Origin of the sequence: Flavobacterium frigoritolerans (assembly GCF_025847275.1) — a bacterium.
In the GTDB taxonomy this organism is placed as follows: domain Bacteria; phylum Bacteroidota; class Bacteroidia; order Flavobacteriales; family Flavobacteriaceae; genus Flavobacterium; species Flavobacterium frigoritolerans.
The window spans coordinates 30,718-56,961 of sequence record NZ_JAOZEV010000007.1; the positions used below are offsets into that span (position 1 = coordinate 30,718).

Consider the following 26,244-nt stretch of genomic DNA (forward strand, 5'->3'; position numbering starts at 1 on the left):
CCCTTATGAATTATAAAACACTACTGATTTTACCCTTTCTTTTCTTATCCATTTTGGTTAATGCTCAGGAGTCGCTTAATTTTAAAGGAAAAACATACCCTGCTACACCTGCTTGGGATTTTATCTGTGAAAATTATGCTTTATCTGGCGAAGCCAATATTCAAATTGCAAAAACTGAAACAGGAGGACTTTTAAAAATTAGTGTGGCAACAACTGATCCTAAATTACAAATTACTGGTACTACTTATATTTATTTAGTAGATAATACCATTATTGTATGTATTGATAAAAAGAACACTGAAGCAACCGAAAATAAAACGGCAACTTACTTCAATCTTTCTGCTATTGAAATGAACAAACTAAAGAAAACTGATATCCAATCTATTAGATTCAATATTTCAGGAACTACAAATAAATTCAGTAGTCAAATTGGGAATTTTACAGCTGTAAATAAAAAATCTTATTACGCTACCAAATTTGACAAATCTAAAAATAGCTTTGATACTGCTGCAGAAATTCAAGTTTTGTAAGTTTTTTTATTAGTATGAAATCAATAATTCTGTACTTTTATACTCTAAAATACATCAAAAATGACTGCAAACGAAATCACTATTACGAAATTCTATACTGCATTTGCCAATGCAGACGCAGCTAAAATGAGCGAATGTTACCATCCAAAAGTACAATTTCGTGATCCTGCTTTTGGCTTACTAAAAGAGGATCAGGTTTCTAGAATGTGGGAAATGCTTCTTAAAAAAAGCAAGGGAAATATTAAAATAGAATTTTCGGATGTAAAAGCTGATGATTTTGTAGGTTCTGCACGCTGGGTTGCTTCTTATGTTTTTAGCAAAACAAATAAAAAAGTTGTGAATCATGTTTTCGCCGAATTTCAATTTCAGGATGGTCTGATTATCAAACACACTGATGCTTTTGATGTTTGGAAATGGTCCAAACAAGCATTCGGCATTACCGGCTATTTATTAGGATGGACCGGTTTTTTTCAGAAAAAAATACAAGAACAAGCCTTATTATCGCTTCATAAGTACCAATCTAAAAAATAATGGCGCATTGTGATACATTGAGAGCTCTTTTTAATCGTGATCTCAATAAATTAAAACTCGAAATCGAATCCTATCAAAATGAAGCTAAAATTTGGTCTATAGATGAACAAATTTTAAATTCGGCAGGAAACCTATGTTTGCACTTAATAGGCAATTTAAACACTTATATTGGAGCTGCATTGGGTAATTCTGGCTACATAAGACATCGTGAATTGGAGTTTTCGTTAAAAAACATTCCAAAAACCGAATTAATTACAAAAATAGAAGAAACAATTAGCGTTGTTGATGCCGCTTTAAGTAATTTATCTGAAGCCCAATTAGAACATGAATTTCCAATTATTGTTTTTGAAGGTAAAGATTCTACGGGGTTTATTTTAACACACCTCACCACTCATCTAGCTTATCATTTAGGGCAAATAAACTATCACCGCCGATTATTGGACGATATCTCAATTGTTAATGAATAAAAACAACTAAAAGTGTTCAGTTGCTTAAATATAAAATATTCATTTACCTACAAGTTAAAATAAAGCATAATGTATGACTAAAAAATTACACTACGTATCTGGACTCATAATAACATTTTTTATTGGATTACATTTATTTAATCATACTTGGAGCATTTTAGGAGCGGAAAAGCACATTGAGATGATGAATACTTTACGTCTTTTTTACAGAAATTTATTCATTGAATCCATTTTGTTATTAGCTGTATTTATTCAGATTTTCTCAGGACTTAAACTTTTCAAAATAAATAGAAAAATAGCAGCCAGTAATTTTGAAAAAATTCAAATTTGGTCAGGTTTATACCTCGCTATCTTTTTTATAATTCATTTAAGTGCCATTTTTATTGGAAGACTTATTTTGAACCTTGATACTAATTTTTATTATGGTATAGCGGGATTAAATACTTTTCCTTACTACTTCTTTTTTATTCCCTACTATGCACTTGCAATACTTTCCTTTTTCGGACATATTGCTTCCGTTCATAATAAGAAGATGAAGCAATCCATTTTCGGAATTTCTCCCAATAAACAATCAATAGCAATTTTGACTTTTGGAATTATATTAACTGTAGTAATATTTTGTGGGCTAACAAATTATTTTAACGGAATAGCTATACCAAAAGAATACAATGTACTCATTGGAAAATAACCAAAACCTAATTTTTCTTAACAACTTAATGGTTAAAAAAAAATCAAAAAAAATAGCTTCAATTGAAGCTATTTTTTTGTTTTATGATGCAAACCAACCTGCGACTAGTTCGTCTTCAAAAGAATTTACATTTTCATGTACAAATTCGTTGGTTTCTTTGTTGTATTCATAATCCAAAGCCCATTCTTTATGGTTTTTGGCTAACTCTTTAATGCTTTCGCAAACAAAAGCAATTTCATCATTGGTCGTTGTAGGATGTATTGACATTCTTATCCATCCTGGCTTACGTATTAAATCTCCAATAGTGATTTGATCAATTAATTTACTTGATGTTTCTTGATCAACATGCAATAAAAAGTGTCCGTACGTACCAGCACAACTACAACCTCCTCTAGTTTGGATTCCGAATCTGTCATTCAATATTTTTACACCTAAATTAAAATGTAAATCTTCAATAAAAAACGAAACTACTCCTAAACGTTCCTGATGTTGCCCTGCTAAGATTTTAATATTCGGGATATCATTCAATTCATTAAAAACAAAATCAACGATTTCATGCTCGCGTTGTAACATGTTATCTACTCCCATTTGTTCTTTTAGCTCTATTGCCAAAGCCGTTTTTATTACTTGTAAGAAGCCTGGAGTTCCACCATCTTCACGATCTTCAATATTATCAATATACTTATGTTCACCCCAAGGGTTTGTCCAGCTTACTGTTCCTCCTCCCGGACAATCTGGAATCATATTCTTGTATAATTTTTTATTAAAAACTAAAACTCCTGATGTTCCAGGTCCTCCTAAAAATTTATGCGGAGAAAAGAAAATTGCATCTAAATAAGCCTCTGGATCTTCTGGATGCATATTTATTTTCACATAAGGTCCTGAGCATGCAAAATCTACAAAACAAACTCCATTATGCTGATGCATTAATTTGGCTGCCTCATAATATGGCGTTTTTATTCCTGTTACGTTTGAACAAGAAGTAATCGAAGCTATTTTATAGGCTCTGTCTTTATATTTATCTAATAAAATTTCTAGTTTTTCAAGGCTAAAAAGCCCTTTTTCACATGCTGGAATAATTTCAACATCAGCAATCGTCTCCAACCAACTAGTTTGGTTTGAGTGATGCTCCATATGCGAGATAAAAACAACTGGCTTTTTATCTGCAGGAATTGTTGTGAAATCTTTTAGGTTTTCAGGAATTTTTAATCCCAAAATACGTTGAAATTTATTAACAACACCTGTCATTCCTGTTCCATCTGTAATTAAAATATCATCTTGATTTGCATTAACATGACGTTTAATAATATTTCTGGCATGATGGTACGCTTTTGTCATGGCAGTACCTGACACAGTGGTCTCAGTATGCGTATTTGCGACAAAAGGTCCAAATTGGTTTATAATTTTCTCTTCAATCGGTCTATATAATCGCCCGCTGGCAGTCCAATCGGTATAAATTATCTGTTTTTTACCATAAGGAGAGGTAAATTCCTGATCGATTCCAATGATATTTTTTCGAAAATCTTGGAAATAAGCTTCTAAAGCCGTGGTATTGTTTTTGATATTCATTATAAACTGATTTGATGCCAAAGGTATATATTTTTTATATAATTGTGAATTTGTTAATAGTGAAGTTAAAACTATAGTACAATTTCTTTTATTTACATTTAAATACCTCTTTAACGGGCATATTTTTAGCAAAAGCTACAAATTTAGAGTTAAATTTGAATAGAAAACATTAAAATGTTCTATTCATAATCAATAAACAACAATAATTATTTTAAATTATATATATGAAAAATTTATCTATAGCAACTTTTGGAGGAGGCTGTTTTTGGTGTATCGAAGCAGTTATTCAGCGCTTAAAAGGCATAATATCAATAAAATCAGGCTATGCTGATGGACATATAAAAAACCCTGCTTATCGTGAGGTTTGTACAGGAAGAACAGGTCATGCCGAGGTTGTTCAGGTAACTTTTGACCCTGAAATCATTTCATACCATGACTTAATAGCTATTTTTATGACGAGTCATGATCCTACTACTTTAAATCAACAAGGAGCTGACAAAGGGACACAATACCGATCGATTATTTTATATCATGATGATACACAAAAAGCAATTGCTGAACAAGTATTTGACGCAGTAAAACCTTTTTATGCTGATCCTATCGTAACCGAACTAAAGCCTTTTGAAGTGTTTTATGAAGCCGAAGAGGATCATCAAAATTATTACAACAACAATCAGGAAGCTGGTTATTGCCGAATGGTAATTGACCCAAAAGTGCAAAAATTAAGAAAAATGTATGCCGATAAACTCGCATAAACAAGCACATTTTACTGTTATTGAAATTGAATAAAAATGAAAAAATTAAATATACATAATCGGTTCACAGCCGAACTTCCTGAAGATCCACTAAATACTAACGAAACAAGGCAGGTTTTAAATACTTGTTTTTCTTATGTTAACCCACGAATTCCCGCTGATCCAAAATTAATTCACGCTTCTGAAGCTGTGGCTGAGTTAATAGGGCTTTCGCCAAAAGATATTCAATCAGAATCATTTCTGAATGTTTTTTCGGGTAAAGAAATACTACCTACCACGCATCCATACGCGATGTGCTATGCTGGACATCAATTTGGAAACTGGGCAGGGCAATTAGGAGACGGCAGAGCTATTAATTTAACTGAGATCGAGCATAATGACCAGTTTTATACTTTACAGCTAAAAGGAGCCGGAAAAACGCCTTATTCAAGAACTGCTGATGGTTTAGCTGTATTGCGTTCCTCAATTCGTGAACATTTATGTAGCGAAGCGATGTTTTATTTAGGAGTCCCAACTACCCGTTCTCTTGCTTTACTATTGTCTGGTGACGAAGTATTGCGTGATAAACTGTATGATGGCAATCCTGCTTATGAAAAAGGAGCTATTGTATGCCGTGTAGCGCCCTCTTTTATACGTTTTGGAAGCTTTGAAATGCTAACTGCAAGAAACGAACTTAAAAACCTGAAATCATTTACGGATTATACGATTAAATATTATTATCCTGAAATAAAAGAAGAGGATGATAAAAAAACCTATATCCAATTTTTTAAAGCTGTTGCTGATAAAACCCGAAAGATGATTCTTAATTGGCAACGAGTAGGTTTTGTACATGGCGTGATGAATACTGATAACATGTCAATTCACGGCTTAACAATAGATTTTGGTCCTTACGGATGGCTAGAGGATTACGATCCTAATTGGACCCCTAATACTACCGACAACCAACATAAAAGATACCGATTTGGTAATCAGGCTAATGTTGCTAAATGGAATTTATTTCAATTAGCAAACGCACTATATCCTTTAATCAATGAAGCTGAGGGGTTAGAAAGTATTTTAGAATCTTTCTCCGATTTATATGATGAAGAATACAAAGAAATGATGCTTAATAAACTAGGCATTTCAACTCCTAAAGAAACTGACAGTAAAATTATCTCAGATTTAGAAACTAATTTGCAATTATCTGAAACAGATATGACCCTCTTTTTTAGAAATTTAAATAAGATCAAAAAAGAGGAATCTAATGAGCAAGCATTTGCTCATATTCAGGAGGCTTTTTATAAACCAGAAGAAATTAAAGGTGCTGTTTTAAATACTTGGTTAGAATGGTTCTCTGTTTATTTAACGCGCTTAAATACCGAAAAATTATCTAACGATGAACGAGCAGCAAACCAAAACAAAGTAAATCCGAAATACGTATTGCGTAATTATATGGCACAATTAAGCATTGATGCTGCCGATGAAGGCAATTACTCATTAGTAGATGAGTTACATCAATTGCTTAAAAACCCTTATGATGAACAGCCAGAATACGAAAAATGGTTTGCCAAACGCCCAGATTGGGCAAGAGATAAAGTAGGTTGCTCGATGCTTTCTTGCAGTTCTTAATATTATTTAATCCCTCTGGCATAATAATCTTAACACATAGAAATATAGATTTTACAAGCTAAAAATAGACGTTTCTCTTATTCCAAATCCACATAGCTATCTATGTGAAAGAAATATGTTTCTCTTCGTCTTCTTTTTACAAAAAAACTATGTTTCTATGTGTTTAATAATTTTTACAAAACTGTACTCAACAATTATTTCGAAGTAATATAATCTACAATCATATTGGCGTGAACGCGTGAATTCTCTATAAACCATTTATGAGTTTCCATTCCGCCACAAACAACACCTGCCAAAAACAATCCTGTAACATTGGTTTCCATTGTTTCGGGATTGTATGTTGGTACTTTTCTTTCATCATCTGATAATTGAATCCCCATTTTTTCAAGAAAAGTTAAATCTGGTTTATATCCTGTAAGTGCCAAGATAAAATCACTTTCAATTTTTACTTTTCCATTTGGAGTATCAATTTCGACTTCATTTTCATGAATTTCAGTAATATTAGACTCAAAATAAGCTTTTATACTCCCTTCAGCTATTCTATTTTCAATATCTGGTTTAACCCAATATTTTACTCGATTATTTATTTCGCTTTTGCGGATTACCATTGTCACATTAGCTCCTTTTCGCCAGCATTCCAGAGCTGCATCTACTGATGAATTGTTGGCACCAACAACTACAATATTCCTAAAAGCATATTCATGCGCTTCTTTGTAATAATGACGAACATGCGATAATTCTTCTCCTTTTACATTCATATGAATCGGAATATCATAAAAACCTGTTGCAATAACTACATTCTTAGCTTCATACTGGCTTTTATTTGTAGCTATTTTAAAGAGTAAATTCTCTTGTTTGATAACTTGTGTTACTTTTTCAAATAAATGAATAGAGAAGTCAAAATAACGATGAATATTGCGATAATACTCTAATGCTTCCTGACGACCTGGTTTGGGAGCTAGGCAATTAAAAGGTATGTTCCCTATTTCTAGTCTTTCTGCTGTAGAGAAGAAAGTCATATACAACGGATAATTGAAAATACTATTTACAATAGCACCTTTTTCGATAATCAAATACTTTAATTTTTTCTTTTGTGCTTCGATTGCGCAGGCCAAACCTATTGGTCCCCCTCCAACAATTATCAAATCGTATTGCTCAACTGTCATAAATACTATTTATTTTCCCACTCCGAGAATGGATTTTTACTTAAATAAGCATTGTAGTACCTTGGATCATTGGTAACTTCTTCTCCCAACCAATCTGGTTTTTCGAATGTATCCGTTTCTGATTGCAGCTCTATTTCAGCAATTATCAATCCTTCGTTTTCTCCATAAAATTCATCTACTTCAAAAACATGATTTCCTGATTTTATTTCAAATCTGGTTTTCTCAATTTTACCTTTTTCGCATAATTTAAGTAACTCTTGTGCTTCTTCCAGCGGAATTTCATTTTCCCACTCAAATCGCGACATTCCGCTCTCATTCCCTATTCCTTTTATTGTTATAAACCCTCTTCTACCTTTTATACGAATGCGTACAGTACGTTTTGGTTCTGAACATAAATAACCTTGTGCAATTCGATTTTTGGCGAAAGCCTGTTCTTTAAAATCGGTTGTTTTAACTAAAAATTTTCTTTCTATTTCGACCATCTTTTCCATAACTAAATTCAGTTAGCAAGTTACTGATTTTAATTAATTGGCGAATCAAGATTCTTAATACCGTTTTACAAACTCTAAATTATAAGTCTTAAAAAGTGAGTTATTCCCAAAACACAAAGCCAAAATAATTACAACAATAATATTAAAATAACTGACTAGTAACGTTTTGCATTTATTTTTTCGTTAAATTTGAGAGAATTTAACTCATAAATATTATGTCTAAAAAAACACTTTATCTATTAGGCATTGTAGTCACTATTATTTTAGGTACATTTTTGTATTTAAAATTCTGCTGCAATTGCTGTATGAAAGAACCTGCAGACGATATCGAAAAAGTAGTTATTGTAAAAGAAACTGTCACAGAGATTGTTCCTTTTGTAATTAATGGTGATGGTATTGACTACCGCAGTAGCGACAATATTAAGTTCCTGAAGAACAGTGCTTCAGTTATCTTACCAGTAAAAGACTCCGTAACAATTGGCATTGAAAAGCTAAAAACTTTCTTAGATGGAAATCCTAAACAAAAGGTTACCATTACTGGATATGCTACTACTGAGGAAAAAAATACTACAACTTATCCTAATCTGGGGTTAGCGAGGGCAAATGATGTTAAAAACTATTTTGTATCAAAAGGGCTATCTGCTGGGAATTTTGACACTAAAGGAGAAATAATTGATAGTTGGAAAACTAATGCAGATACGTTGTTAGGGCCTGTTTCATTCCAAATAAACACCTTAACTGATACTGTTGCATCAAATACTAATGGTGAGGATTTTGCGGCTTTAAAAGCTAAAATAAATGCTGATCCTTTGGTACTTCATTTTAATACCAATAGATCTAATAATAGCCTAAATGCTACAGAACGCCAGAAAATTAAAGATATCACTTATTATATCCTTCACGTAAATGATGGCTCCTTATTGGTTGTTGGACATTCTGATAATGTTGGAAAACGTGAATCGAATGTTGTTTTAGGGCAAAAACGTGCTGATTTTACTAAAGACTATTTATCTAAGAATGGTATTGACGGCAACAAAATCGAAACCCAATCAAAAGGGCCTGATGAACCTGTAGGTGATAATACAACCGCCGATGGGAAAGCAAACAATCGTAGAACTGTAGTTACAATAAAATAATTAATCCAAAAAAATAACATTATGAATATACCTTGTATCTTAATACCAGCACTTGTTGGGTTAATCTGTGGAATTTTAGGTTACTTAATAGGAAAAATGGCTTCGAAAGGAAACGATTCTGATTTACTTTCTTTACAAGCCGAATTAGACTCTTGCAGAGCAAACACTAAGAATTTAAATGCAAAAATAACTTCTTTAGAAGCCGATTTAGCAGCTAAATTAAATTCTTCGGCATCTGCACAATCATTTGTTGGCAAAACCACTCCTGAAATTGCTTTTGATGCTGCACTGGCTGCCACCGCATTTGGTAAAAAAATAAAGAAAGATGACTTAAAAATAATTGAAGGAATTGGTCCTAAAATTGAAGAACTATATCATAAAGCCGGAATCAAAACTTGGTTGGCTTTATCAGAAACACCAACGTCTAAATCGCAAGCTATTTTGGATGAAGCAGGCGAAAGCTACGCTATTCATAATCCTGGAACCTGGGCAAGACAAGCCAAGTTGGCTTATGAAGGTAAATGGCAAGAATTAAAAGAATGGCAAGATGCCTTAGATGGCGGAAAAGAATAATTTTTGTTCTCTAAACTTAAAAAACTAGCTTTATGCTAGTTTTTTTTTGTTCTTAGACTAAAGCTTATCAAAAAATCCTTGATAAAAGCTCAAGTACAAAGTTGGTCTGTGCATTTTTGTCATTTCTGTTAATGACATGATTATGGTGGTTTTATGTAAAACGAGGGTTCCTTACAGTCTTTTTGAACTTTAATAAAACATCAATAACCCTTTTATCTATAAAGTATCAAAATCAATTTCCCAATTCAGATTAGGATTGTACCATAATTGGCCTTGAGTAACTTCTAATGGACAATCAAAATTATTGGTGTATAATGCTCCTGTTCCTAATCCTTGTGGCATCGTATTATTTTGTAAAAAAGTCCATTGTGCAATTGCATTAAGTCCAATATTACTCTCTAAAGCCGATGTAATCCACCAACCAATATTATATTTTTCTGCCAATGTTATCCACTCTTGAGTACCACGAAAACCGCCTATAAAACTTGGTTTTAAAATAATGTATTGTGGTTTTATCTCTCGTAATAATGCTTCTTTATCTTGTAAAGAAAAAACCCCTATTAGCTCTTCGTCTAATGCTATAGGAAATGGTGTTGTTTGGCATAAATCTTCCATAGCCTGAATATTGTTTTGCTTTATTGGCTGTTCTATACTATGCAATTCATATTTATTAAGTTGATTTAACTTATCTAAAGCTGAATCTAAACTAAAAGCACCATTTGCATCTACTCTTATTTCGACTTGTTCTGAGCTAAAATGACTGCGAATAAAACTTAATAATTCAAGTTCTTTCTCAAAATCGATAGCACCTATTTTAAGCTTTATACAACGAAAACCACCAGCCAATTTCTCTTCAATTTGTTGCTTCATAAACTCTGGCTCTCCCATCCATACCAAACCATTTATTGCTATCGATTTTTCTCCTGTCGTAAAATCTGAAGGAAATAACATAAAAGGAGTTTCACTTTTTAAAGAACGAAAAGCCATTTCTACACCAAACTGTATTGAGGGGAATGCTAATAAGGCTTCCCAAAGTACTTTTTCACCAAGATGTATATTATTGCATGTCCATTTTAGTTTTTCTTCATAATCATCACGATCATCGGCGCTTAAACCTCTAAGGATTCCACACTCGCCTATTCCTTTTTTATTATCTTCTTCAATTATAATAAACCAGGTTTCTTTTTCATTCATTACGCCACGCGAAGTCCCCGATGGGCGTTTAAAATTGAGTGTGTATTTACAATAATTTGCTTTCAAGGTAATTTACTTTTTTATTAAACATATAAATAATACAAGTAAGGATAAGCTATTGCCTTTATCCTTTTTATACAAAGTCAGATTAACTCTAAATCCCTAAATACTTCCTTTGTTAACCACATAAGTTATGACGCCATTTATAACCTATTACTTGAAGCATTATAATAAATGGTTACCTTTTACTTATTTGGGCAAAAGACTAATTAAAAAGGCTTAAAACTCTTTCGAAATTCTCAGAAGGTAAATTTGCTTTCTTAAAAACAGCAAAATCTAGTTTTACTTTTTGAATCCAGCTTAAACTATCGGTTACATTTTGAGCCTGATATTTTTTATAAATAGCTTTGGCATCTTTATAATCACCATTTACCAAATAGGCATGCGCTAAATTGAGTTTTAGCTGCAACTCCGTTTCATCTAATTTTTCGCCTTCTTTTAAGAATTTAATTGCTTTTTCATATTGTTTGGTTACAACATAACAATATCCAATCGAACTATAATCTAACGCTGTTGCTTTTTTATCTGAGATTATTGTGTGAAGTAAAGCTATTGCTTCCCCATATTTCTGACTTTTAATCAGTTTAGAAGCCTGACTTCTTAAATCACTATAAATATTTTTTGAAATATTAGTATCGCCATAACATGTACTTCCATAATCTTTATAAGCTTTGATTTTTTCCATTGCCAATAGTTTATCGAACTCGGTATAACGATATTGTTTTTGAATTTTTTCAAGAATACAAACGCAAAAATCATCAGAATTTGCCATTTTTTGTGCCAAATTTGAGGTTTTACATTGGCTGATGATTTCTTTCTTATTCTCCTGATTCCAGCCACGGCTTAGCTTTACATCAACCCACGGCACCACTTCTAAAACTACTTTTTGCTTTAAAAGCCAATTTTTACTCTCGAACCCAAACCAAATTACATTTGTGTTTGACTGCAAACAACTTAACTTATCTAACGATAAACGTTTTGCATCTTTACTTATCGGTTCTTCTTGCGCATAACATGCTTTATCTGTTTTACCGCTTTGAACATAACTTTTAGCTGTTGCCTGATCGGTAAAAAGTGCATACTTACACTTATCATCACCTGATATTTTAGACATTAAAAACACTGCTCCTGCTGAACCTTGACTAATTCCCGTAGGATCTGGAATCGATTTTAATACTGACACCAAGCTACTTGTTAATTTTTGATTTTCATCCAATAGCGTAATTCTATAAACCACTTCGGTTGTTCCTAATGGTAAATCTTCAGTTGAAATGATGATTCTGTCGCGGGCTGGAACGATTATTTCTTTGGTGGTTGATCGTTCTTTATCCCAATAGCCTTCTTTTTGAGCAAAAGCTGAATAAAATGAGCTTATTAAAAGTACTAAAACTAGATTTCTAGAATTCTTTCTTGCCATAATTTTTAATGCCACATTACTTAATTAATATGTTTTCTGTAAATTTAATCCAATCATAGTCGGGAATAGTCTTATCGATATAATAATCCGGCTGAATGCCCTTTCTATCAATTTGCATATCTGGAATTCTGAGACTTTTTGAAAGCGAATATCCGAGCTTCAAATCTTTACATGGAGAATCAATAAAATACATATTAGAAATATCCAATACCCCTTCTGTTGTTGTCCCAAAAAGCTTAACTTTTTTACTTTGCTTTGCTGTTAATAAAAATTCCTCTGCTGTACTTCCATTATTTTTATTAATGATAACTGCTACATTTTTAGGATTATCATAAACACGATCTAATTTATATTCTTCAACTGTATTTTCTTCCAAATTAACATATTTTCCAATGTTAGCATTCAGTTTTTCTAATCCTTTCCTTGCCCATTCCTTATCCCCTTCTGACCAATCTGGATCTGCCATAAAATCTTCCATTCGTTTATTATTCTGCACGGTAGATAGAAACTCAACACCTACAGTTCTAATAGGATTCGTATATAAATATGGAATTATTTTTTGGAAACTGGCATCTGAACCACCTCCGTTATTTCTTATATCAATTATTAAATTTTCTCTTGAAAGAATTAAACTATTGTTAGCTACAAGTATGCTATCAATCATTTTTTTATTAGAATAAATAAATGATGGGATTCGCAACAAAATAGTTTGTTTTGAAATCTCTTTGAGGTAAGGTTTTTGAGTGGTTAGCGATTCTATATAATCATTTATTAATGGATTATCTTCTAAGTTATTTGGGAAGATTCTTTTTAATGAAATAAAGCCGATTTTTAACAAATTATTTCCAATAAGCTGTACGTCATTGAATTTTTGAATAGAGTAATCTCCCATATAATACACAGCATTATATGTTTTATCTAAATTCTCTTTAACCTTAAATTTCACTTGATATTGCTTCCATTTTGTTCCTGCTGAATTTAAAATGTAACCAATATATTCATCATTTCTTTTTACAACTCCAATAGTATAAGCTCCAGATTCCCATATCCCTTCAAAACTTGGCTGTACAACTCTTAATAAATTATTCTTTAATTCATCTTCCTTTATTTCTACTTTTTCCCAGCTTTGTCCAACTTCTGTATCAACCTTAGTAGCTGTTTTTTTTATATTTTCCTGATTTACCGATAGTGATAAATGTCCGGATCTAAAAAAAAGTAACCAATCCGAAAGCACTTTTTTGCAATCATCTAGATCTTTTATTTTTTTTACTTTTTTGACAAAAGTGCTATTGTAGTTTTTATATTCGTCTAGTCCTTTTTCATCAATGACGTACTGAAAACCAGCGTCATTTTCTTCAAACGTTTTCTTTAGCCAATAAAAATTATCTTCACAAGAACATTTTTGTGCATAAGAGCTATATGAAACAATAATCAAAATAAATAAAAGTACTTTTCTAGAATTCATGCATTATTGATTAAATATGTGTTTTTTTTTTAGCTCTGTTCCTAATTGCTATTAGAAACTACTATATCTTTTCCCTAACTTCTTTAGCTAGGAAAAGATAAAGCGTATGGGCAGGTCACTAATAAAATGAACTAACGAAGCAAATAACTTCTAATCCTTTGATTACCTCAGGATAACAAATACTATTCCATTTATAATTCGATAGATTCTCCTATCTCAAGGAGCATCAAATCTTTTCCTTTATCGAAAAACTTACGAATTGCTTCGTCATGATTAATTTTAATATATCCGAAAGTATCATAATGATACCCTAGAATTTTATCACATTCTATAAAATCGGATGCTATAATAGCATCTTCAACATCCATGGTAAAGTTATCTCCTATTGGCAAAATAGCTAAATCTAGCTTAGTACGCATTGGGATTAACTTCATATCCATTGTAAGCGCAGTATCTCCTGCTATATAGATATTTTTGTGTTCGCCTTCGATTACAAACCCTCCTGGGTTTCCTCCGTTACTACCATCTGGAAACGAGCTTGAATGTATTGCATTCACATATTTTATTTTTCCAAAATCAAATTGCCAGCTTCCTCCGTGATTCATTGGATGGGCATTTAACTCTCTTTGGGCAAAATAACTTGCAATTTCGGCATTAGAAACGATTACTGCTTCGGTACGTTTAGCAATTGCTTCGGCATCCAGAATATGATCACCATGTGCATGCGTTAGTAAAATATAATCAGCTCTTAATGTGTTAATATCGATATGTGATGCCAATGGATTTCCTGAAATAAAAGGATCTACCAAAATATGTTTTCCTCCAACTTCAATTCCTAATGACGCATGACCGTAAAATGTGATTTTCATATTGATACAAATTTTAAGTTTAACATATTTATCTTCCGCCTAAGAAGAGATTAACGATAATATCTGAAATTAATGAAATCATACACAAAGTCAATAATACTGAAAGTAAAAATGTACTTAGTGCTACTCTTTTTAATTCTGGATCTAATAGCTTAGGCTCTTTGTTTTTAGAAACCACAATTAAATGTTTTGTTAAAGGTATATAAGCCAATAAAAACAAGTATTGATCAAAATTATAATCACTTAATATAGCAAATACTACTACCGAAACCATTGCGGTTATAATTAGGAAGTAATGGTACTTTTTAGCTGCCTGACCTCCCATTTTTACCACAATTGTATTCTTACCTGATTTTCTATCTGAGGCTTCATCACGCATATTATTTAGATTCAAAACCCCTACGCTCAACAATCCTATTGCTACTGCAGGTAAGATTAAAAGCGGATCTACTTCTTTTGAATATAAAAAGTTTACTCCTAATGTACTTACTAAACCAAAGAATACAAATACGAATATATCTCCAAATCCTTTATAACCATAAGCTGAGTTCCCTACTGTATAACGAATTGCTGAAACAATTGCTGCGATTCCTAATACTAAAAAAAAGATTGAATACACAAAGTTTGTTTCACCAAAAGCAAAATAAATCAATGTTATTGCTGACAATAAAGTTAATATAGATGTAATAATTATAGCCTTTTTCATAGCTTGTGGCGTTATTACTCCACTTTGTATGGCGCGCTTAGGCCCTATTCTATCTTCATTATCAGTACCTTTTACTCCATCGCCATAATCATTGGCAAAATTGGATAAAACCTGCAATCCTAATGTTGTCAAAAGTGCAAAACCAAAAATTTTCCAATTAAAAACTTCTGTTGGCGTATAAACGTTTTCTGTGGGATTTGCCAAAGCATACATACTACCCACAATAATCCCTGAGACTGATAAAGGTAATGTTCTTAATCTAGCGGCTTCAATCCAATGTTTCATTCTGATTTTTTATTTAGTTTGTTTCAGGTTTCATGTTACACGTTTCAAGTTCAGAACCTGGAACCTGAAACCTAAAACATTTTTTAAACTTTTTATTTATGGTAACCATTTGTTTTCGCCAAAATTAGGCTTTCTTTTTTCCAGAAAGGCATTTCTACCTTCTTTTGCTTCTTCAGTCATATAAGCCAAGCGGGTTGCTTCTCCAGCAAAAACTTGTTGCCCAACCATACCGTCATCAGTAAGGTTCATAGCAAATTTTAGCATTTTTATAGATGTTGGTGATTTTTGCAATATTTCTTGTGCCCACTCGTAAGCTGTATCTTCTAGTTCATCATGAGGAATTACTGCATTTACCATTCCCATATCCATAGCTTCCTGAGCTGAATAGTTACGTCCTAAGAAGAAAATCTCACGTGCTTTTTTTTGTCCAACCATTTTGGCTAAATAAGCTGATCCATATCCTCCATCAAAACTAGTTACATCAGCATCAGTTTGCTTAAAAATGGCGTGTTCTTTACTTGCCAATGTCATATCGCAAACAACATGCAAACTATGTCCTCCTCCAACTGCCCAACCTGGAACCACTGCTATAACTACTTTTGGCATGAAACGAATTAAACGTTGTACCTCTAGAATATTCAAACGATGTTGTCCATCTTCTCCTACATATCCTTGATGACCTCTTGCATTTTGATCTCCTCCACTACAAAAAGAATATACTCCATCTTTAGTAGAAGGTCCTTCTGCAGATAATAAAACTACTCCTATCGAAGTATCTTCTTGTGCATCATAAAATGCTTGGTATAATTCGGATGTTGTTTTTGGTCGGAATGCATTGCGTACATTGGGTCTGTTAAAAGCTATTCTTGCAACTCCATTACACTTTTTATAGGTTATATCTTCAAATTCTCTGGCGATAATCCAATCCATTAGATGCTATTTTTAATTAATTATAGTGTAAAAATAAATCATTTTTTACACTTTAGACTATACATTCTTGATGAAGTCGCTTCTAAAATAATTTTATTCAAATGTTAAAACTTGTTTTAAAATAAAAAACGATATTATTTTATAGTGTATTTTGTTTTTTATTTTTATCTTTACCATCTATTAATCAATGTGATACGGTATTTTTCGTACACATTTTAAGATTGATTTTCTTTCACTGATTTATTAACCTAAAAAATGATTTTTTGAGAAAATTTAAAAAATTTGTCGCTCATTTTTCTATGGTTTTAAATTTAAAAACTCTAGACCATGAGCAAATGAGAATAGCATTTGTCGAATTGCAAAAAAGAGATAGTAACACCTACGGTTAACAAAGAAGATTTATTAAACTACTCTATAAATGAGTACATATTATAGTTTGATTATCTTTAAAAATATTAAAAATAAACCAAAGGTTCTGCCGTGAAATTGATTTTAGCTTATACGTATTTGTTATCCCTATTTCCAGACAAACCCATCTGAAAAAGTAGTAAATCACACGCAACAAGATTAAAAAATACAGTATTTACATATTGTGTGATTCTATTCACTTTTCGCGATGAAAGTAGATTTATTTTTTATTTTTGTTTTTATTTAATTACAATTTTTTTTTAAAACTAGAATAAAAAGAGAAAGGCTAATCGTAATGATTAGCCTTTCTTGTTATATTATTCCTTAACTAAGTAGATTCCGTCTTCTTTTATCTCAATTAGTTTCTCTCTATAAAGTGCTCCAATAGCTTTTTTAAACGTTTTCTTACTCATTTTAAGTACCGTTTTAATATCTTCTGGATGAGAATTATCTGTAAGTCTTAAAAAACCACGGCTTGCTCTTAACTCATCCATAATTTTCTCGGCATTTGGCTCGATACTTTGATATCCCTGCACTTGCAATGAAACATCTATTTTATTGTCAGGGCGTATATTTTTAATATAACCACGCATACGATCTCCTGTACGGATAGCATCATCATAAACCTCATCTTTGTACAACAACCCTTTATGTTTTTCATTGATGATTACATTGATTCCTATTTCAGTAATATGAGAAACAATTAAATCTACTTCTTCTCCATTTTCAACTGTTAAGTTGTCATTGTTCAAAAATTGGTTTGTTTTACTAGAAGCCACCAAACGATTGGTTTTTTCATCCATGTATAAATATACCAAATAACGCTTTCCTTTTTCCATAGGACGCGCCTGCTCTTTAAACGGAACAAGTATATCTTTTTCCATACCCCAATCCATAAAAGCACCAATCTGGTTAATGTAGTTTACTCGTAAAAGGGCAAACTCATTTAGTAAAATATAAGGTTCTAATGTTGTAGCAACCGGTCGCTCTTCATGATCTAAATAAACAAAAACGATAAGTTCTTCGCCTATTTCAAATTCATTTGGAACATATTTGTTTGGTAAAAGTATGTCGTGTATCCCTTCTGGATCTTTTTCGGGGTTACCCAAAAACAATCCTACTTTAGTATCACGTAATATAGTTAGTGTATTGTATTTTCCTATTTCAATCATCTTCTTTAAAGTTCTGTATTGCTATCTAAGCAAGTTTCTAAGTTGCAAAGGTACGAAGTTTGAATCTACCAAGGAAAAGTATTTATTAAGGATTCTTGTTGTTATGTTTTCTAATCGTTTTATTTTTTAATTAAATTTGAGATCGTATTAATAAACTCCATATAAATGAAACCACTATTTCTTATCTATTTCTTTACATTACTATTTTTCTCTCCACTTATACAGTCTCAAACAAATGATGATCCTGAAATAAGAAAAATGATTACAGAGGTTAAAGCCGAAAATCTTGAAAATACCGTTGTAAAATTAGTTTCTTTCGGAACCAGACATACCTTGAGTGATACCAAAAGTAAAACACGAGGAATTGGTGCTGCCCAAAAATGGGTAAAATCTGAATTTGACAACTATGCATTAGAATCTAACGGAAGATTAACTGCTACCATTGATTACTTTACGGTAAAAGCTGATGGAAAACGCATCCTAAAAGACAGTCAACTCGCAAACGTTATGGCTACTTTAAAAGGAACTGATCCTACTGATGATCGTGTACTTATTATTAGTGGACATCTTGATTCACGCGTATCCGATGTGATGAACATTAAGGACGATGCTCCTGGAGCAAACGATGATGGTTCTGGAGTTGCAGCAATGATGGAAATAGCTAAAATCATGAGCAAAAGATCTTTTCCTTGCACGATCATTTTTGTTGCTGTTACTGGTGAAGAACAAGGCCTTTATGGAGCTAAACATCTTGCTGAATTAGCCAAAGAATCTAAATGGAACATAATCGCGATGATAAATAACGACATGATTGGGAATAGCTTATCTAGCGGTACAAACCTTAGAGATAATACTCAGGTCAGGGTTTTTAGCGAAACTATTCCCTATCTGGAAACTGAAGAAGAAGCTAAAATCCGTAAAACTACAAACAAAGACAATGATAGCCCTTCAAGACAATTTGCGAGGTACATTAAAACTACTACAAGTCAATATGTTGATCAATTAAATATTAATCTTGTTTACAGAAACGATCGTTTTTTACGTGGTGGTGATCACACCCCATTTAGTCAAAATGGTTTTACTGCGGTACGTTTTTGTGAAATGAACGAAAATTTTAATCATCAGCATCAGGATATAAGAACAGAAAACAATATAAAATATGGTGATCTTCCTGAATTTATGGATTTTGAATATTTAAGAAAAATTACCTGCTCTAACCTTGCAACCTTATCAAACCTGGCTTGGTCTCCCAAAGCTCCTATTAACGTAGGCATTGAAGTAAAATCTCTTTCTAATTCATCTACATTGTTGTGGAGTCCTGCCGCCGATAAAAAAATATATGGCTATCAAATTTTGATGCGAGAAACCTCATCATCACATTGGGAAAAAACTTTTTTTACTACTGATACTAAAATAGAGCTTCCGTATTCCAAAGATAATTTTTTCTTTGCTGTACAGGCTGTAGATTCACTGGGGCATGCTAGTTTAGCTGTTTTTCCTATTCCTATAAGATAAAGTCCTCAATTAATTTTCATTAAAAAAGCGCCCAAAAGGCGCTTTTATTATTTTATAATGAGATACTATTTGTAAACACTTTCTTTTTTAAAGTGTTTCGTTAATAAATAGTATACAACTGCTCTATATTTATTCTTATTTGAGCGTCCGTATTGTTCTAATACGGCATCGATTCCAGCATCTAAAGCTGGTGTATCTGGCAAGCCTAATTTCTTAATTAAAAAATTATTCTTTACTGTATCTAATTCCGATTTTTGCGTTCCTGCAACCGTTGCTGCATCTGCATTATATATTGACGGACCACAACCAATAGTCACTTTTGTCAATAAATCCATATCTGGAGTTACACCACATTTGTCTTTTAAATCAGCAGCATACTTTACAATTAATTCGTCTCTTGCACTCATAAATAAAAATTTAATAGTTGATTAATAATTGGTTTATATTCTCAAATTTAAGCTTTTATTCTATACATCGTGTTTTATTTAAGAAAAAATAAACAGTAATAAACTTATAATAGTTCTTTAAAAAACTGAAGCAATATTTTATCGTTTTCAATTGTTGGTGTAAAAATTTCCAAAATTGCTGGCGCTCCCTTTGTATTGTATAATGTTTTTAACCCCAATTGTAACGTACTTTCATCATCAGCCTTTATATAATTCATTTTAAACATTCCTGCCATATATTCTGCCGTTAAATGGTGTGATGTTTCAAAAAAGGTATTGAATACAGGTTGCTCCTGATGTCCTGGCAAAATACGGAAGATTCCTCCTCCTCCATTGTTTACGATTATGATTTTAAAATCATTCGGAATATAACTGTTCCATAAAGCATTACTATCATACAAGAAACTAATATCTCCTGTAATAAAAACTGCTGGCTTAGGATTACCTACTGCTGCTCCTATGGCTGTCGATGTACTACCATCGATACCGCTCGTACCACGATTACAGAAAACATCTATCGATGAATCTATATCGATTAATTGTGCATATCGAATAGCCGAACTATTACTTATTTGCAATTGGCTGTTTTTTGGCAATGATTCAATTACTTTTTCGAAGACTTTAAAATCTGAAAATGGAACCTTTCCTAAATATTCTTGTGCTCTTTCTTTTCTTAAATCATTTATTTTTTCAATTTTTGAAAAGTAATCACTTTTTATAGATTGCGTTTGAGGCAAAAAGGCTTCGAAGAAATCGTTTGGATTTGTTTTTATATGATTTGGTGAAGCTCCAAATGTATCATACGCTCTTAACGTATCTATATGCCAATGTTGCTTTGGTTTGTACTTTCTTAAAAATGCTTTGATGCGTTTAGAAACTATCATTCCTCCAAAAGTGACTAAGATTTCTGGTTGAAAATTTTCAAAATCAGTTGGTGTAAACGGTGTAATTAAGGTATCGATACTGTTTACAAAACTTGAATGGTGTAAATTAGATGTTGTTTCGGTTAAAACTACTACTGATTCATCATTGGCTAATCTTTCGATTATTTCCTGATTAATGGTATTGGGCTCATTTACTCCTACAAGTACCATCTTACGAGCTGATTTATTCCAATCAGTAACCATCTTGGCTAAATCTGCTATTGTTTCTGAATGGTTTTCTTTTACGTAAGTGTTTATTATTGGTCTTACAGCAAGTTCTGAAACTGTTTCATATAAAGGCTCTTCAAATGGAGCATTAATATGTACTGGTCCTTTTTGCACTCTGGCTGTATCTATTGCTTCGTTGATTTTCTTGTCATTTTCTAGCGAGACATCTTCATGTAAATTAGCATTATACAGGGAGTGATTGCTATATACATTTTCCTGTCGAATGGTTTGTCCGTCGCCTATGTCTATTTTACTTTGTGGACGATCTGCTGAGATTACAATTAACGGTATCTGGCTATAAAATGCTTCTGCAAAAGCAGGATAATAATTTAGTAATGCTGAACCCGAAGTACAAACTAAAGCCGTTGGTTGATGGGTTTGCTGAGCGATTCCTAATGCAAAAAATGCTGCGCATCTTTCATCTGCTATACTGTAACACTGAAACGCTGGGTTACTAACAAATCCTATGGTTAAAGGGGCATTTCGTGATCCGGGAGATATAATTATATTGGTTATTCCTTTTTCTAAACAAATCTGAATGATACTCTGTGCAAGTGGTATTTTGGGGTAAATCATTTTTTCGAAATTATAAAACACAAAGTTAACGAGTTCAGATATGATTTAGGGTATAAATAACAATATATTACCATCTACTTATAGAAAAAGGAAATATATTTGTAAAAATTGTCTTTAATAAAACTGAAGAATTATGCGCTTTATTTATCTATCGTTACTCCTACTTTTTATACATACAGGAAATGCTCAAAATCAATTCATTCATGATGACATTTCATACAAAGATGCTTTAGTAAAGGCGAAACAAGAAAGCAAACCTGTCTTTATTATGCTTTATGCTAATTGGTGCCCGCATTGCAATGCTATGAAGAATGGTACTTTAAAAGATACTACAGTAATGGCTTTTTTAAAAGACAATTACATTTGCGTTTGGAAAGATATTGATAAAGAAGAGGGACTTGCACTAAAAACCAAGTTTGATACTAAATCCTTACCAAGTTTTTTAATTGTTGACTCTAATGAAACTATTTTGTATAATTTGAAAGGCGAAATAAAAACTGCTGAATTCTTAAACGAAATCAAAAACGCTTTAAATCCTAAAATGCAATTGCCTTATTTGGAGTCAGTATTTATGGCTGACCCAAGCAATCCTAATAAATGTTTGGCTTACTTAACTACATTGAGAAAAGGTCGCGAAAGAATCGATTTATCCAAAGCTACTCATACCTATCTTGCCACACAATCGGATGCTCAATTGCTTAGTGAAATGAACTGGCGCATTATTGCCAATGGTGTAAGTGATATCAAATCACGTGAATTTCAATATGTATTACAGCATCAAAAAGAATTTGGAAATGTTGCTTCTCCTGATCGTGTAGAGAAAAAGATAATTAATATCGTAACCGAATTACTTCGTCCTTATACCGAAAGCCTAGATACTATTAATTATTACAAGCAAAGAGAAATTGCAAAATCGATTCGTCTTCAGAAAACAGATTCTCTTATTTTTTCTTATGATTTAACAATTGCCGAAAGAAGTACCAATTGGAAGTATTATAACAAAACTGCTTTAGAGGGAACTCAAAAATATGTATGGAATACTGCTAGTATCTTAAAAGAAATTGGACAAGTTTACCTAAAAAATATTACTGATATTGAAAGCCTTAAAAAATCTACCGAATGGGTAAAACGTTCTTTAGATCTAAACGATGCTTATGATGGGAATTTATTATTAGCTCGTCTTTATATTAAAATTAAAGATAAAAAATCGGCTTTAATCTATGCTAAAAAAGCTAAAGCTATTTGTAAAGAAATGGATTGGGACTCGAAAGATGCCGATGCTTTATTAGCCGAACTTAAATAAAACTACAAATAATACAACTCAATATGTCTGTTACAATTCGACCAGCAACTCCTCATGATTTAGTAAAAATTCTTGATATTGTTAACTATTCTATTCTTCATACTACTGCTAATTACAGCTATGAAACTCAAACAATCGAAGTTCAGAAAAAATGGTTTGAAGATAAAAATTCCAAAAACTTACCTGTTATTGTAGCTGAGCTAAATGGTGATGTTATTGGTTTTGGCAGTTATGGTCCATTTAGGGAAAAAATTGGATATCAATACACAGTAGAGCATTCTGTGTATGTAACTGAGAATATAATTGGTAAAGGTATTGGTTCTAAATTATTGACTGAATTAATTCGTTTAGCCAAAGAACAAGGATACCATGTTATGATTGGAGCAATTAATGCTGATAATGCCGGAAGCATTAGTTTTCATGAAAAATTTGGTTTTGTAGCAACTGGAACTATCCGCGAAGTAGGTTACAAATTTGATCATTGGCTTGATCTGGTTTTCATGCAATTGATACTTAAATAAGAATCTACTTTTAACAATATAGCATCTAATTAACATACGTTTCTGAATGGGTATGAAGTGCCATTTGGAAATTGTTTATTAATTCTTCTCGTGATGCAGAAATATCCAATAAACTAATATCCTCAATGTTTTTAAACCTATACAATACCTCTTTATTAAAACTACAGACTACAATGGGCACTCCTTTTCTTTGTAATTTAATAAAGTCAAATAAGTCCTCTCCCGAATAAACAATGAAAAAAATAAACGAATATTCCTCTTGTATATTGTCAAAATTATCCTCTGAACTAAACTTCTTGTAAACTTTAAAATTGATCTCTTTTCCAAATTGCTTTTTTAGGAATCTGGAAAAACCATGCTGATTATCATATACCAATACCTCTTTTGTCTCCATTTTATTGTTTTTTACTAAACTCTATTTTGCAATTAACTTATTTTTCATTCCCTATTACTGAAAATAAAAAACACAAAATAATAGATTTTTTTTGATAGAATACATTAAAAAAATAACAGATTAAGACATATTTTAATCATTCAATACTTTTTCAATAAATAACACATGCCAAAAATCAAAATAAATACGAATTACTCATAAAGTAAAGAATTGTACCGTTTAAAAAGTAGCTTTAACAAAATCGTCAGAAGGTTTTCTTCCGAATTGTTCAAAATATTTTGAAGTAAAGTAATTTATTTTAGCATAATTTACTTCTTGCGAAATCGCTGCCAATGAATCAAATTTTCCACTTTTAAGAAGTTCATTAGCAAGAATCATTTTTTCTCTTAAAAAAAAATTATTTGGAGTGCCTGTAAACATTTTTTTAAACAAAGACATGTATTTTGAAACTGACATTCCTGCCATATCTGCTAAAAAATCGATACCCGGAAATCCTTTATATAAGTTATCTAGCAAATATTCTTTTGTAGTATTTAAAACTTCAACTTCTCTTTCTGGTACACAATGAAGCATTGGTAAGGGATTTGAATAACGGTCGATAAATTTTGCTAATAACCTAAGCGCAACTCCTCTTAAATATATTTCGAAAGCAGGATCTAGAAAAGACTTATTTTTAATAGCATGCATAATAACCTTACTTTCACTATCGATATGGTCATAAAAGAAAAGCGTGTTTTTTCCACTTTTTATTTTACGTTTATTAGAATCTCTAATAGTTCCTTTTACAATCGAAAATTCCAATAAGTCCTTCGCAACCAATAATCGCATGGCAAAAACCCGCTCGCCAACAACGGGTTGAAAAATATTATCGATAGCATTATCAAATACTCCCAAACCTAAATTTGCTTTATACCCAATTTTATGCTCTATTTCTTCAACTTGAATAAGGTTCATCTCATCACTAAAATCATAATGTATTATATATAAATCATCATCCGATTTAAGTCTTTTTATAAGAATGGGTTGTTTAAATATCAAATCCCAAATTATAACCGAAAGACCAGGCATTACCTCTGTATAATAAAATCCACCATCTGCCACTTTTTTAGGCATGAGCAGAAGTTTTTCAGCAATTAACTCTGCTCCTAGCTGCTCAATAAGCTGTTTTGCAAGTTGTTTTTGCCATAACGATGTTAAACTATACGTGTGACTAATTTCGATCATTATTGCAGTTTTTTAATAAAATTCTTAGGTGTCATTCCAAATAATTCTTTAAATTTTGCAGCAAAATAAGAACTATTGGCGAAATTTAGCTCTGTCGAAATTTGACTTATCGTCAATTGCTGTTCTTGTAAAAGTCGCTTAGATTCCAACAGTTTATTATTGAGAAAAAAAGCATTGGGTGTTGATCCTGTAATTTTTTTAAAAAGAATTTTATACTTTGATACAGACATATTAGATTGTTGTGCTAAAAAAATAATGCTCGGAAATGTGTCATTTAAATTTTCGATTAAATAAGCTTGTGATTGTATGATATTAGCCAAATCATTCTCATTAACGGTATCGACCACAATTTCATCAAAAACCATTTTTTCAATATATTCCGCCAAAAGATTTTGTACTGTTCCTCTTAGATGCAGTTCAAAAGATGCTTCCTCTGGCTTATGAGCTCGTAAATTCATCAGAAGATTATAACTTTCATTACTCATTATTGTGAATTTTACTATCGTATTTAGCTCTGGATTAAACATGTCATCTGCATGATCTTTTATAAATGGATTCTTTTGAAGATAACCTTTTATCACTTCTTTTTTTATAAAAATACAAAGCGTAAACACTTTGCTTCCAGATTTAACAATATAATCATGGCATAAACTACTATCTACAAAAGCTAAATTGTAATTCCATCTGCCAATGGAATTTGATAAATCATCTGATACAAAAATTGCTTCACCTTCGGTTAGGTTATAATAAATCCCTATAAAATCATCTGTTTTATTCTCTTGCCTAAAATGAATCTCTGTATTATATAAAACATCCAAATAAAGTACCGAAATCCCGAAATCACAATTTAAAAAATACCTAACTCCAGTGTGAATATGATCGGGCACCAAAATAAAATTACCATCAACTTTTCCTTCAAGTTGCTTTGTCAAGGGGGCTACCCAGTCTAACTCTACTCCATAATGATGTGTGATTTTTTTCATAAATAGTCTATTTAAACCTTTTTGCAAAACAAAGTTGGCTTTACATTATTATAATTTCAAAAAAACCTCCACAATCAAACAGCAGGTCAATTGATTCTATTTATTGAATAT

Annotated in this window: 26 protein-coding genes; 11 read left to right on the forward strand and 15 right to left on the reverse strand. The window is 31.9% G+C overall.

Annotated features, from left to right (window positions below; genetic code table 11):
• The first annotated feature begins 5 nt into the window (after positions 1-5).
• The 4 genes from OIU80_RS10830 (at position 6) to OIU80_RS10845 (ending at position 2,216) form a co-directional block, all read left to right on the forward strand.
• A complete protein-coding gene (locus OIU80_RS10830) occupies positions 6-530 on the forward strand; it encodes a hypothetical protein (RefSeq protein WP_264287023.1) in 525 nt (174 codons plus the stop codon).
• A 60-nt stretch (positions 531-590) separates the two neighbouring features.
• A complete protein-coding gene (locus OIU80_RS10835) occupies positions 591-1,061 on the forward strand; it encodes a nuclear transport factor 2 family protein (protein WP_264287024.1) in 471 nt (156 codons plus the stop codon).
• Positions 1,061-1,528, forward strand: a complete 468-nt coding sequence (locus OIU80_RS10840; RefSeq protein WP_264287025.1) for a DinB family protein — start codon at positions 1,061-1,063, stop codon at positions 1,526-1,528. The genes OIU80_RS10835 and OIU80_RS10840 overlap by 1 nt, the downstream gene beginning before the upstream one ends.
• Positions 1,529-1,601: 73 nt before the next feature.
• Complete coding sequence (locus OIU80_RS10845) at positions 1,602-2,216, forward strand: hypothetical protein (protein WP_264287026.1); 615 nt, start codon at positions 1,602-1,604, stop codon at positions 2,214-2,216.
• A gap of 81 nt (positions 2,217-2,297) precedes the next feature.
• On the opposite strand, the gene OIU80_RS10850 is transcribed toward OIU80_RS10845, so the two are convergent.
• Complete coding sequence (locus OIU80_RS10850) at positions 2,298-3,785, reverse strand: aminotransferase class V-fold PLP-dependent enzyme (RefSeq protein WP_264287027.1); 1,488 nt, start codon at positions 3,783-3,785, stop codon at positions 2,298-2,300.
• Positions 3,786-4,009: 224 nt separating this feature from the next.
• Between OIU80_RS10850 and msrA the strand changes: the two genes are divergently transcribed.
• Complete coding sequence (gene msrA / locus OIU80_RS10855) at positions 4,010-4,540, forward strand: peptide-methionine (S)-S-oxide reductase MsrA (RefSeq protein WP_264287028.1); 531 nt, start codon at positions 4,010-4,012, stop codon at positions 4,538-4,540.
• Between the two features lie 36 nt (positions 4,541-4,576).
• Complete coding sequence (locus OIU80_RS10860) at positions 4,577-6,148, forward strand: protein adenylyltransferase SelO (protein WP_264287029.1); 1,572 nt, start codon at positions 4,577-4,579, stop codon at positions 6,146-6,148.
• A gap of 194 nt (positions 6,149-6,342) precedes the next feature.
• Here OIU80_RS10860 and OIU80_RS10865 read toward each other — a convergent pair whose 3' ends face one another.
• Both OIU80_RS10865 and OIU80_RS10870 read right to left on the reverse strand, forming a co-directional pair.
• A complete protein-coding gene (locus tag OIU80_RS10865; protein ID WP_264287030.1) occupies positions 6,343-7,314 on the reverse strand; it encodes a YpdA family putative bacillithiol disulfide reductase in 972 nt (323 codons plus the stop codon).
• A 5-nt stretch (positions 7,315-7,319) separates the two neighbouring features.
• A complete protein-coding gene (locus tag OIU80_RS10870; RefSeq protein WP_264287154.1) occupies positions 7,320-7,796 on the reverse strand; it encodes a CYTH domain-containing protein in 477 nt (158 codons plus the stop codon).
• A 314-nt stretch (positions 7,797-8,110) separates the two neighbouring features.
• On the opposite strand from OIU80_RS10870, the gene OIU80_RS10875 reads away from it, so the two are divergent.
• On the forward strand, positions 8,111-8,941 hold the full coding sequence (locus OIU80_RS10875) for an OmpA family protein (RefSeq protein ID WP_264287031.1): 831 nt from the start codon (positions 8,111-8,113) through the stop codon (positions 8,939-8,941).
• A 21-nt stretch (positions 8,942-8,962) separates the two neighbouring features.
• On the forward strand, positions 8,963-9,514 hold the full coding sequence (locus tag OIU80_RS10880; RefSeq protein ID WP_264287032.1) for a hypothetical protein: 552 nt from the start codon (positions 8,963-8,965) through the stop codon (positions 9,512-9,514).
• Between the two features lie 216 nt (positions 9,515-9,730).
• On the opposite strand, the gene OIU80_RS10885 is transcribed toward OIU80_RS10880, so the two are convergent.
• The 7 genes from OIU80_RS10885 to OIU80_RS10915 form a co-directional block, all read right to left on the reverse strand.
• Positions 9,731-10,774: an o-succinylbenzoate synthase gene (locus OIU80_RS10885; protein ID WP_264287033.1), complete on the reverse strand. Its 1,044-nt coding sequence runs from the start codon at positions 10,772-10,774 to the stop codon at positions 9,731-9,733.
• A 199-nt stretch (positions 10,775-10,973) separates the two neighbouring features.
• On the reverse strand, positions 10,974-12,185 hold the full coding sequence (locus OIU80_RS10890; protein WP_264287034.1) for a tetratricopeptide repeat protein: 1,212 nt from the start codon (positions 12,183-12,185) through the stop codon (positions 10,974-10,976).
• A gap of 16 nt (positions 12,186-12,201) precedes the next feature.
• Positions 12,202-13,650, reverse strand: a complete 1,449-nt coding sequence (locus OIU80_RS10895) for a S41 family peptidase (RefSeq protein ID WP_264287035.1) — start codon at positions 13,648-13,650, stop codon at positions 12,202-12,204.
• A gap of 191 nt (positions 13,651-13,841) precedes the next feature.
• The gene (locus OIU80_RS10900) at positions 13,842-14,519 is read right to left on the reverse strand and encodes a metal-dependent hydrolase (RefSeq protein WP_264287036.1); all 678 of its coding nucleotides are present in this window, start codon (positions 14,517-14,519) and stop codon (positions 13,842-13,844) included.
• Between the two features lie 28 nt (positions 14,520-14,547).
• Positions 14,548-15,510, reverse strand: a complete 963-nt coding sequence (gene menA / locus OIU80_RS10905) for a 1,4-dihydroxy-2-naphthoate octaprenyltransferase (protein ID WP_264287037.1) — start codon at positions 15,508-15,510, stop codon at positions 14,548-14,550.
• Positions 15,511-15,606: 96 nt separating this feature from the next.
• Positions 15,607-16,440 carry a 1,4-dihydroxy-2-naphthoyl-CoA synthase gene (locus OIU80_RS10910; RefSeq protein WP_195736201.1) on the reverse strand — a complete coding sequence of 278 codons (834 nt, stop codon included), beginning with the start codon at positions 16,438-16,440 and terminating at the stop codon, positions 15,607-15,609.
• Positions 16,441-17,165: 725 nt separating this feature from the next.
• Entirely contained in the window at positions 17,166-18,020 is an 855-nt protein-coding gene (locus OIU80_RS10915; RefSeq protein WP_264287038.1) for a CvfB family protein, read from the reverse strand.
• Positions 18,021-18,185: 165 nt separating this feature from the next.
• Here OIU80_RS10915 and OIU80_RS10920 point away from each other — a divergent pair, with 165 nt between their 5' ends.
• The gene (locus OIU80_RS10920; RefSeq protein ID WP_264287039.1) at positions 18,186-19,535 is read left to right on the forward strand and encodes a M20/M25/M40 family metallo-hydrolase; all 1,350 of its coding nucleotides are present in this window, start codon (positions 18,186-18,188) and stop codon (positions 19,533-19,535) included.
• A gap of 65 nt (positions 19,536-19,600) precedes the next feature.
• On the opposite strand, the gene OIU80_RS10925 is transcribed toward OIU80_RS10920, so the two are convergent.
• Complete coding sequence (locus OIU80_RS10925; RefSeq protein ID WP_129538225.1) at positions 19,601-19,942, reverse strand: DUF2853 family protein; 342 nt, start codon at positions 19,940-19,942, stop codon at positions 19,601-19,603.
• A 104-nt stretch (positions 19,943-20,046) separates the two neighbouring features.
• Positions 20,047-21,708: a 2-succinyl-5-enolpyruvyl-6-hydroxy-3-cyclohexene-1-carboxylic-acid synthase gene (menD, locus tag OIU80_RS10930; protein ID WP_264287040.1), complete on the reverse strand. Its 1,662-nt coding sequence runs from the start codon at positions 21,706-21,708 to the stop codon at positions 20,047-20,049.
• A 133-nt stretch (positions 21,709-21,841) separates the two neighbouring features.
• Between menD and OIU80_RS10935 the strand changes: the two genes are divergently transcribed.
• Both OIU80_RS10935 and OIU80_RS10940 read left to right on the forward strand, forming a co-directional pair.
• The gene (locus OIU80_RS10935; protein ID WP_264287041.1) at positions 21,842-23,011 is read left to right on the forward strand and encodes a thioredoxin family protein; all 1,170 of its coding nucleotides are present in this window, start codon (positions 21,842-21,844) and stop codon (positions 23,009-23,011) included.
• 23 nt (positions 23,012-23,034) lie between these two features.
• Entirely contained in the window at positions 23,035-23,532 is a 498-nt protein-coding gene (locus tag OIU80_RS10940) for a GNAT family N-acetyltransferase (protein ID WP_264287042.1), read from the forward strand.
• A 25-nt stretch (positions 23,533-23,557) separates the two neighbouring features.
• Here the strand turns inward: OIU80_RS10940 and OIU80_RS10945 are convergent, their stop codons facing one another.
• The 3 genes from OIU80_RS10945 to OIU80_RS10955 all read right to left on the reverse strand — a co-directional run bounded on the left by OIU80_RS10945 (position 23,558) and on the right by OIU80_RS10955 (position 26,133).
• Positions 23,558-23,926: a hypothetical protein gene (locus OIU80_RS10945; RefSeq protein ID WP_264287043.1), complete on the reverse strand. Its 369-nt coding sequence runs from the start codon at positions 23,924-23,926 to the stop codon at positions 23,558-23,560.
• 219 nt (positions 23,927-24,145) lie between these two features.
• On the reverse strand, positions 24,146-25,150 hold the full coding sequence (locus tag OIU80_RS10950; RefSeq protein ID WP_264287044.1) for a helix-turn-helix transcriptional regulator: 1,005 nt from the start codon (positions 25,148-25,150) through the stop codon (positions 24,146-24,148).
• Entirely contained in the window at positions 25,150-26,133 is a 984-nt protein-coding gene (locus OIU80_RS10955; RefSeq protein WP_264287045.1) for a helix-turn-helix domain-containing protein, read from the reverse strand. The genes OIU80_RS10950 and OIU80_RS10955 overlap by 1 nt, the downstream gene beginning before the upstream one ends.
• Between the last annotated feature and the right edge of the window lie 111 nt (positions 26,134-26,244).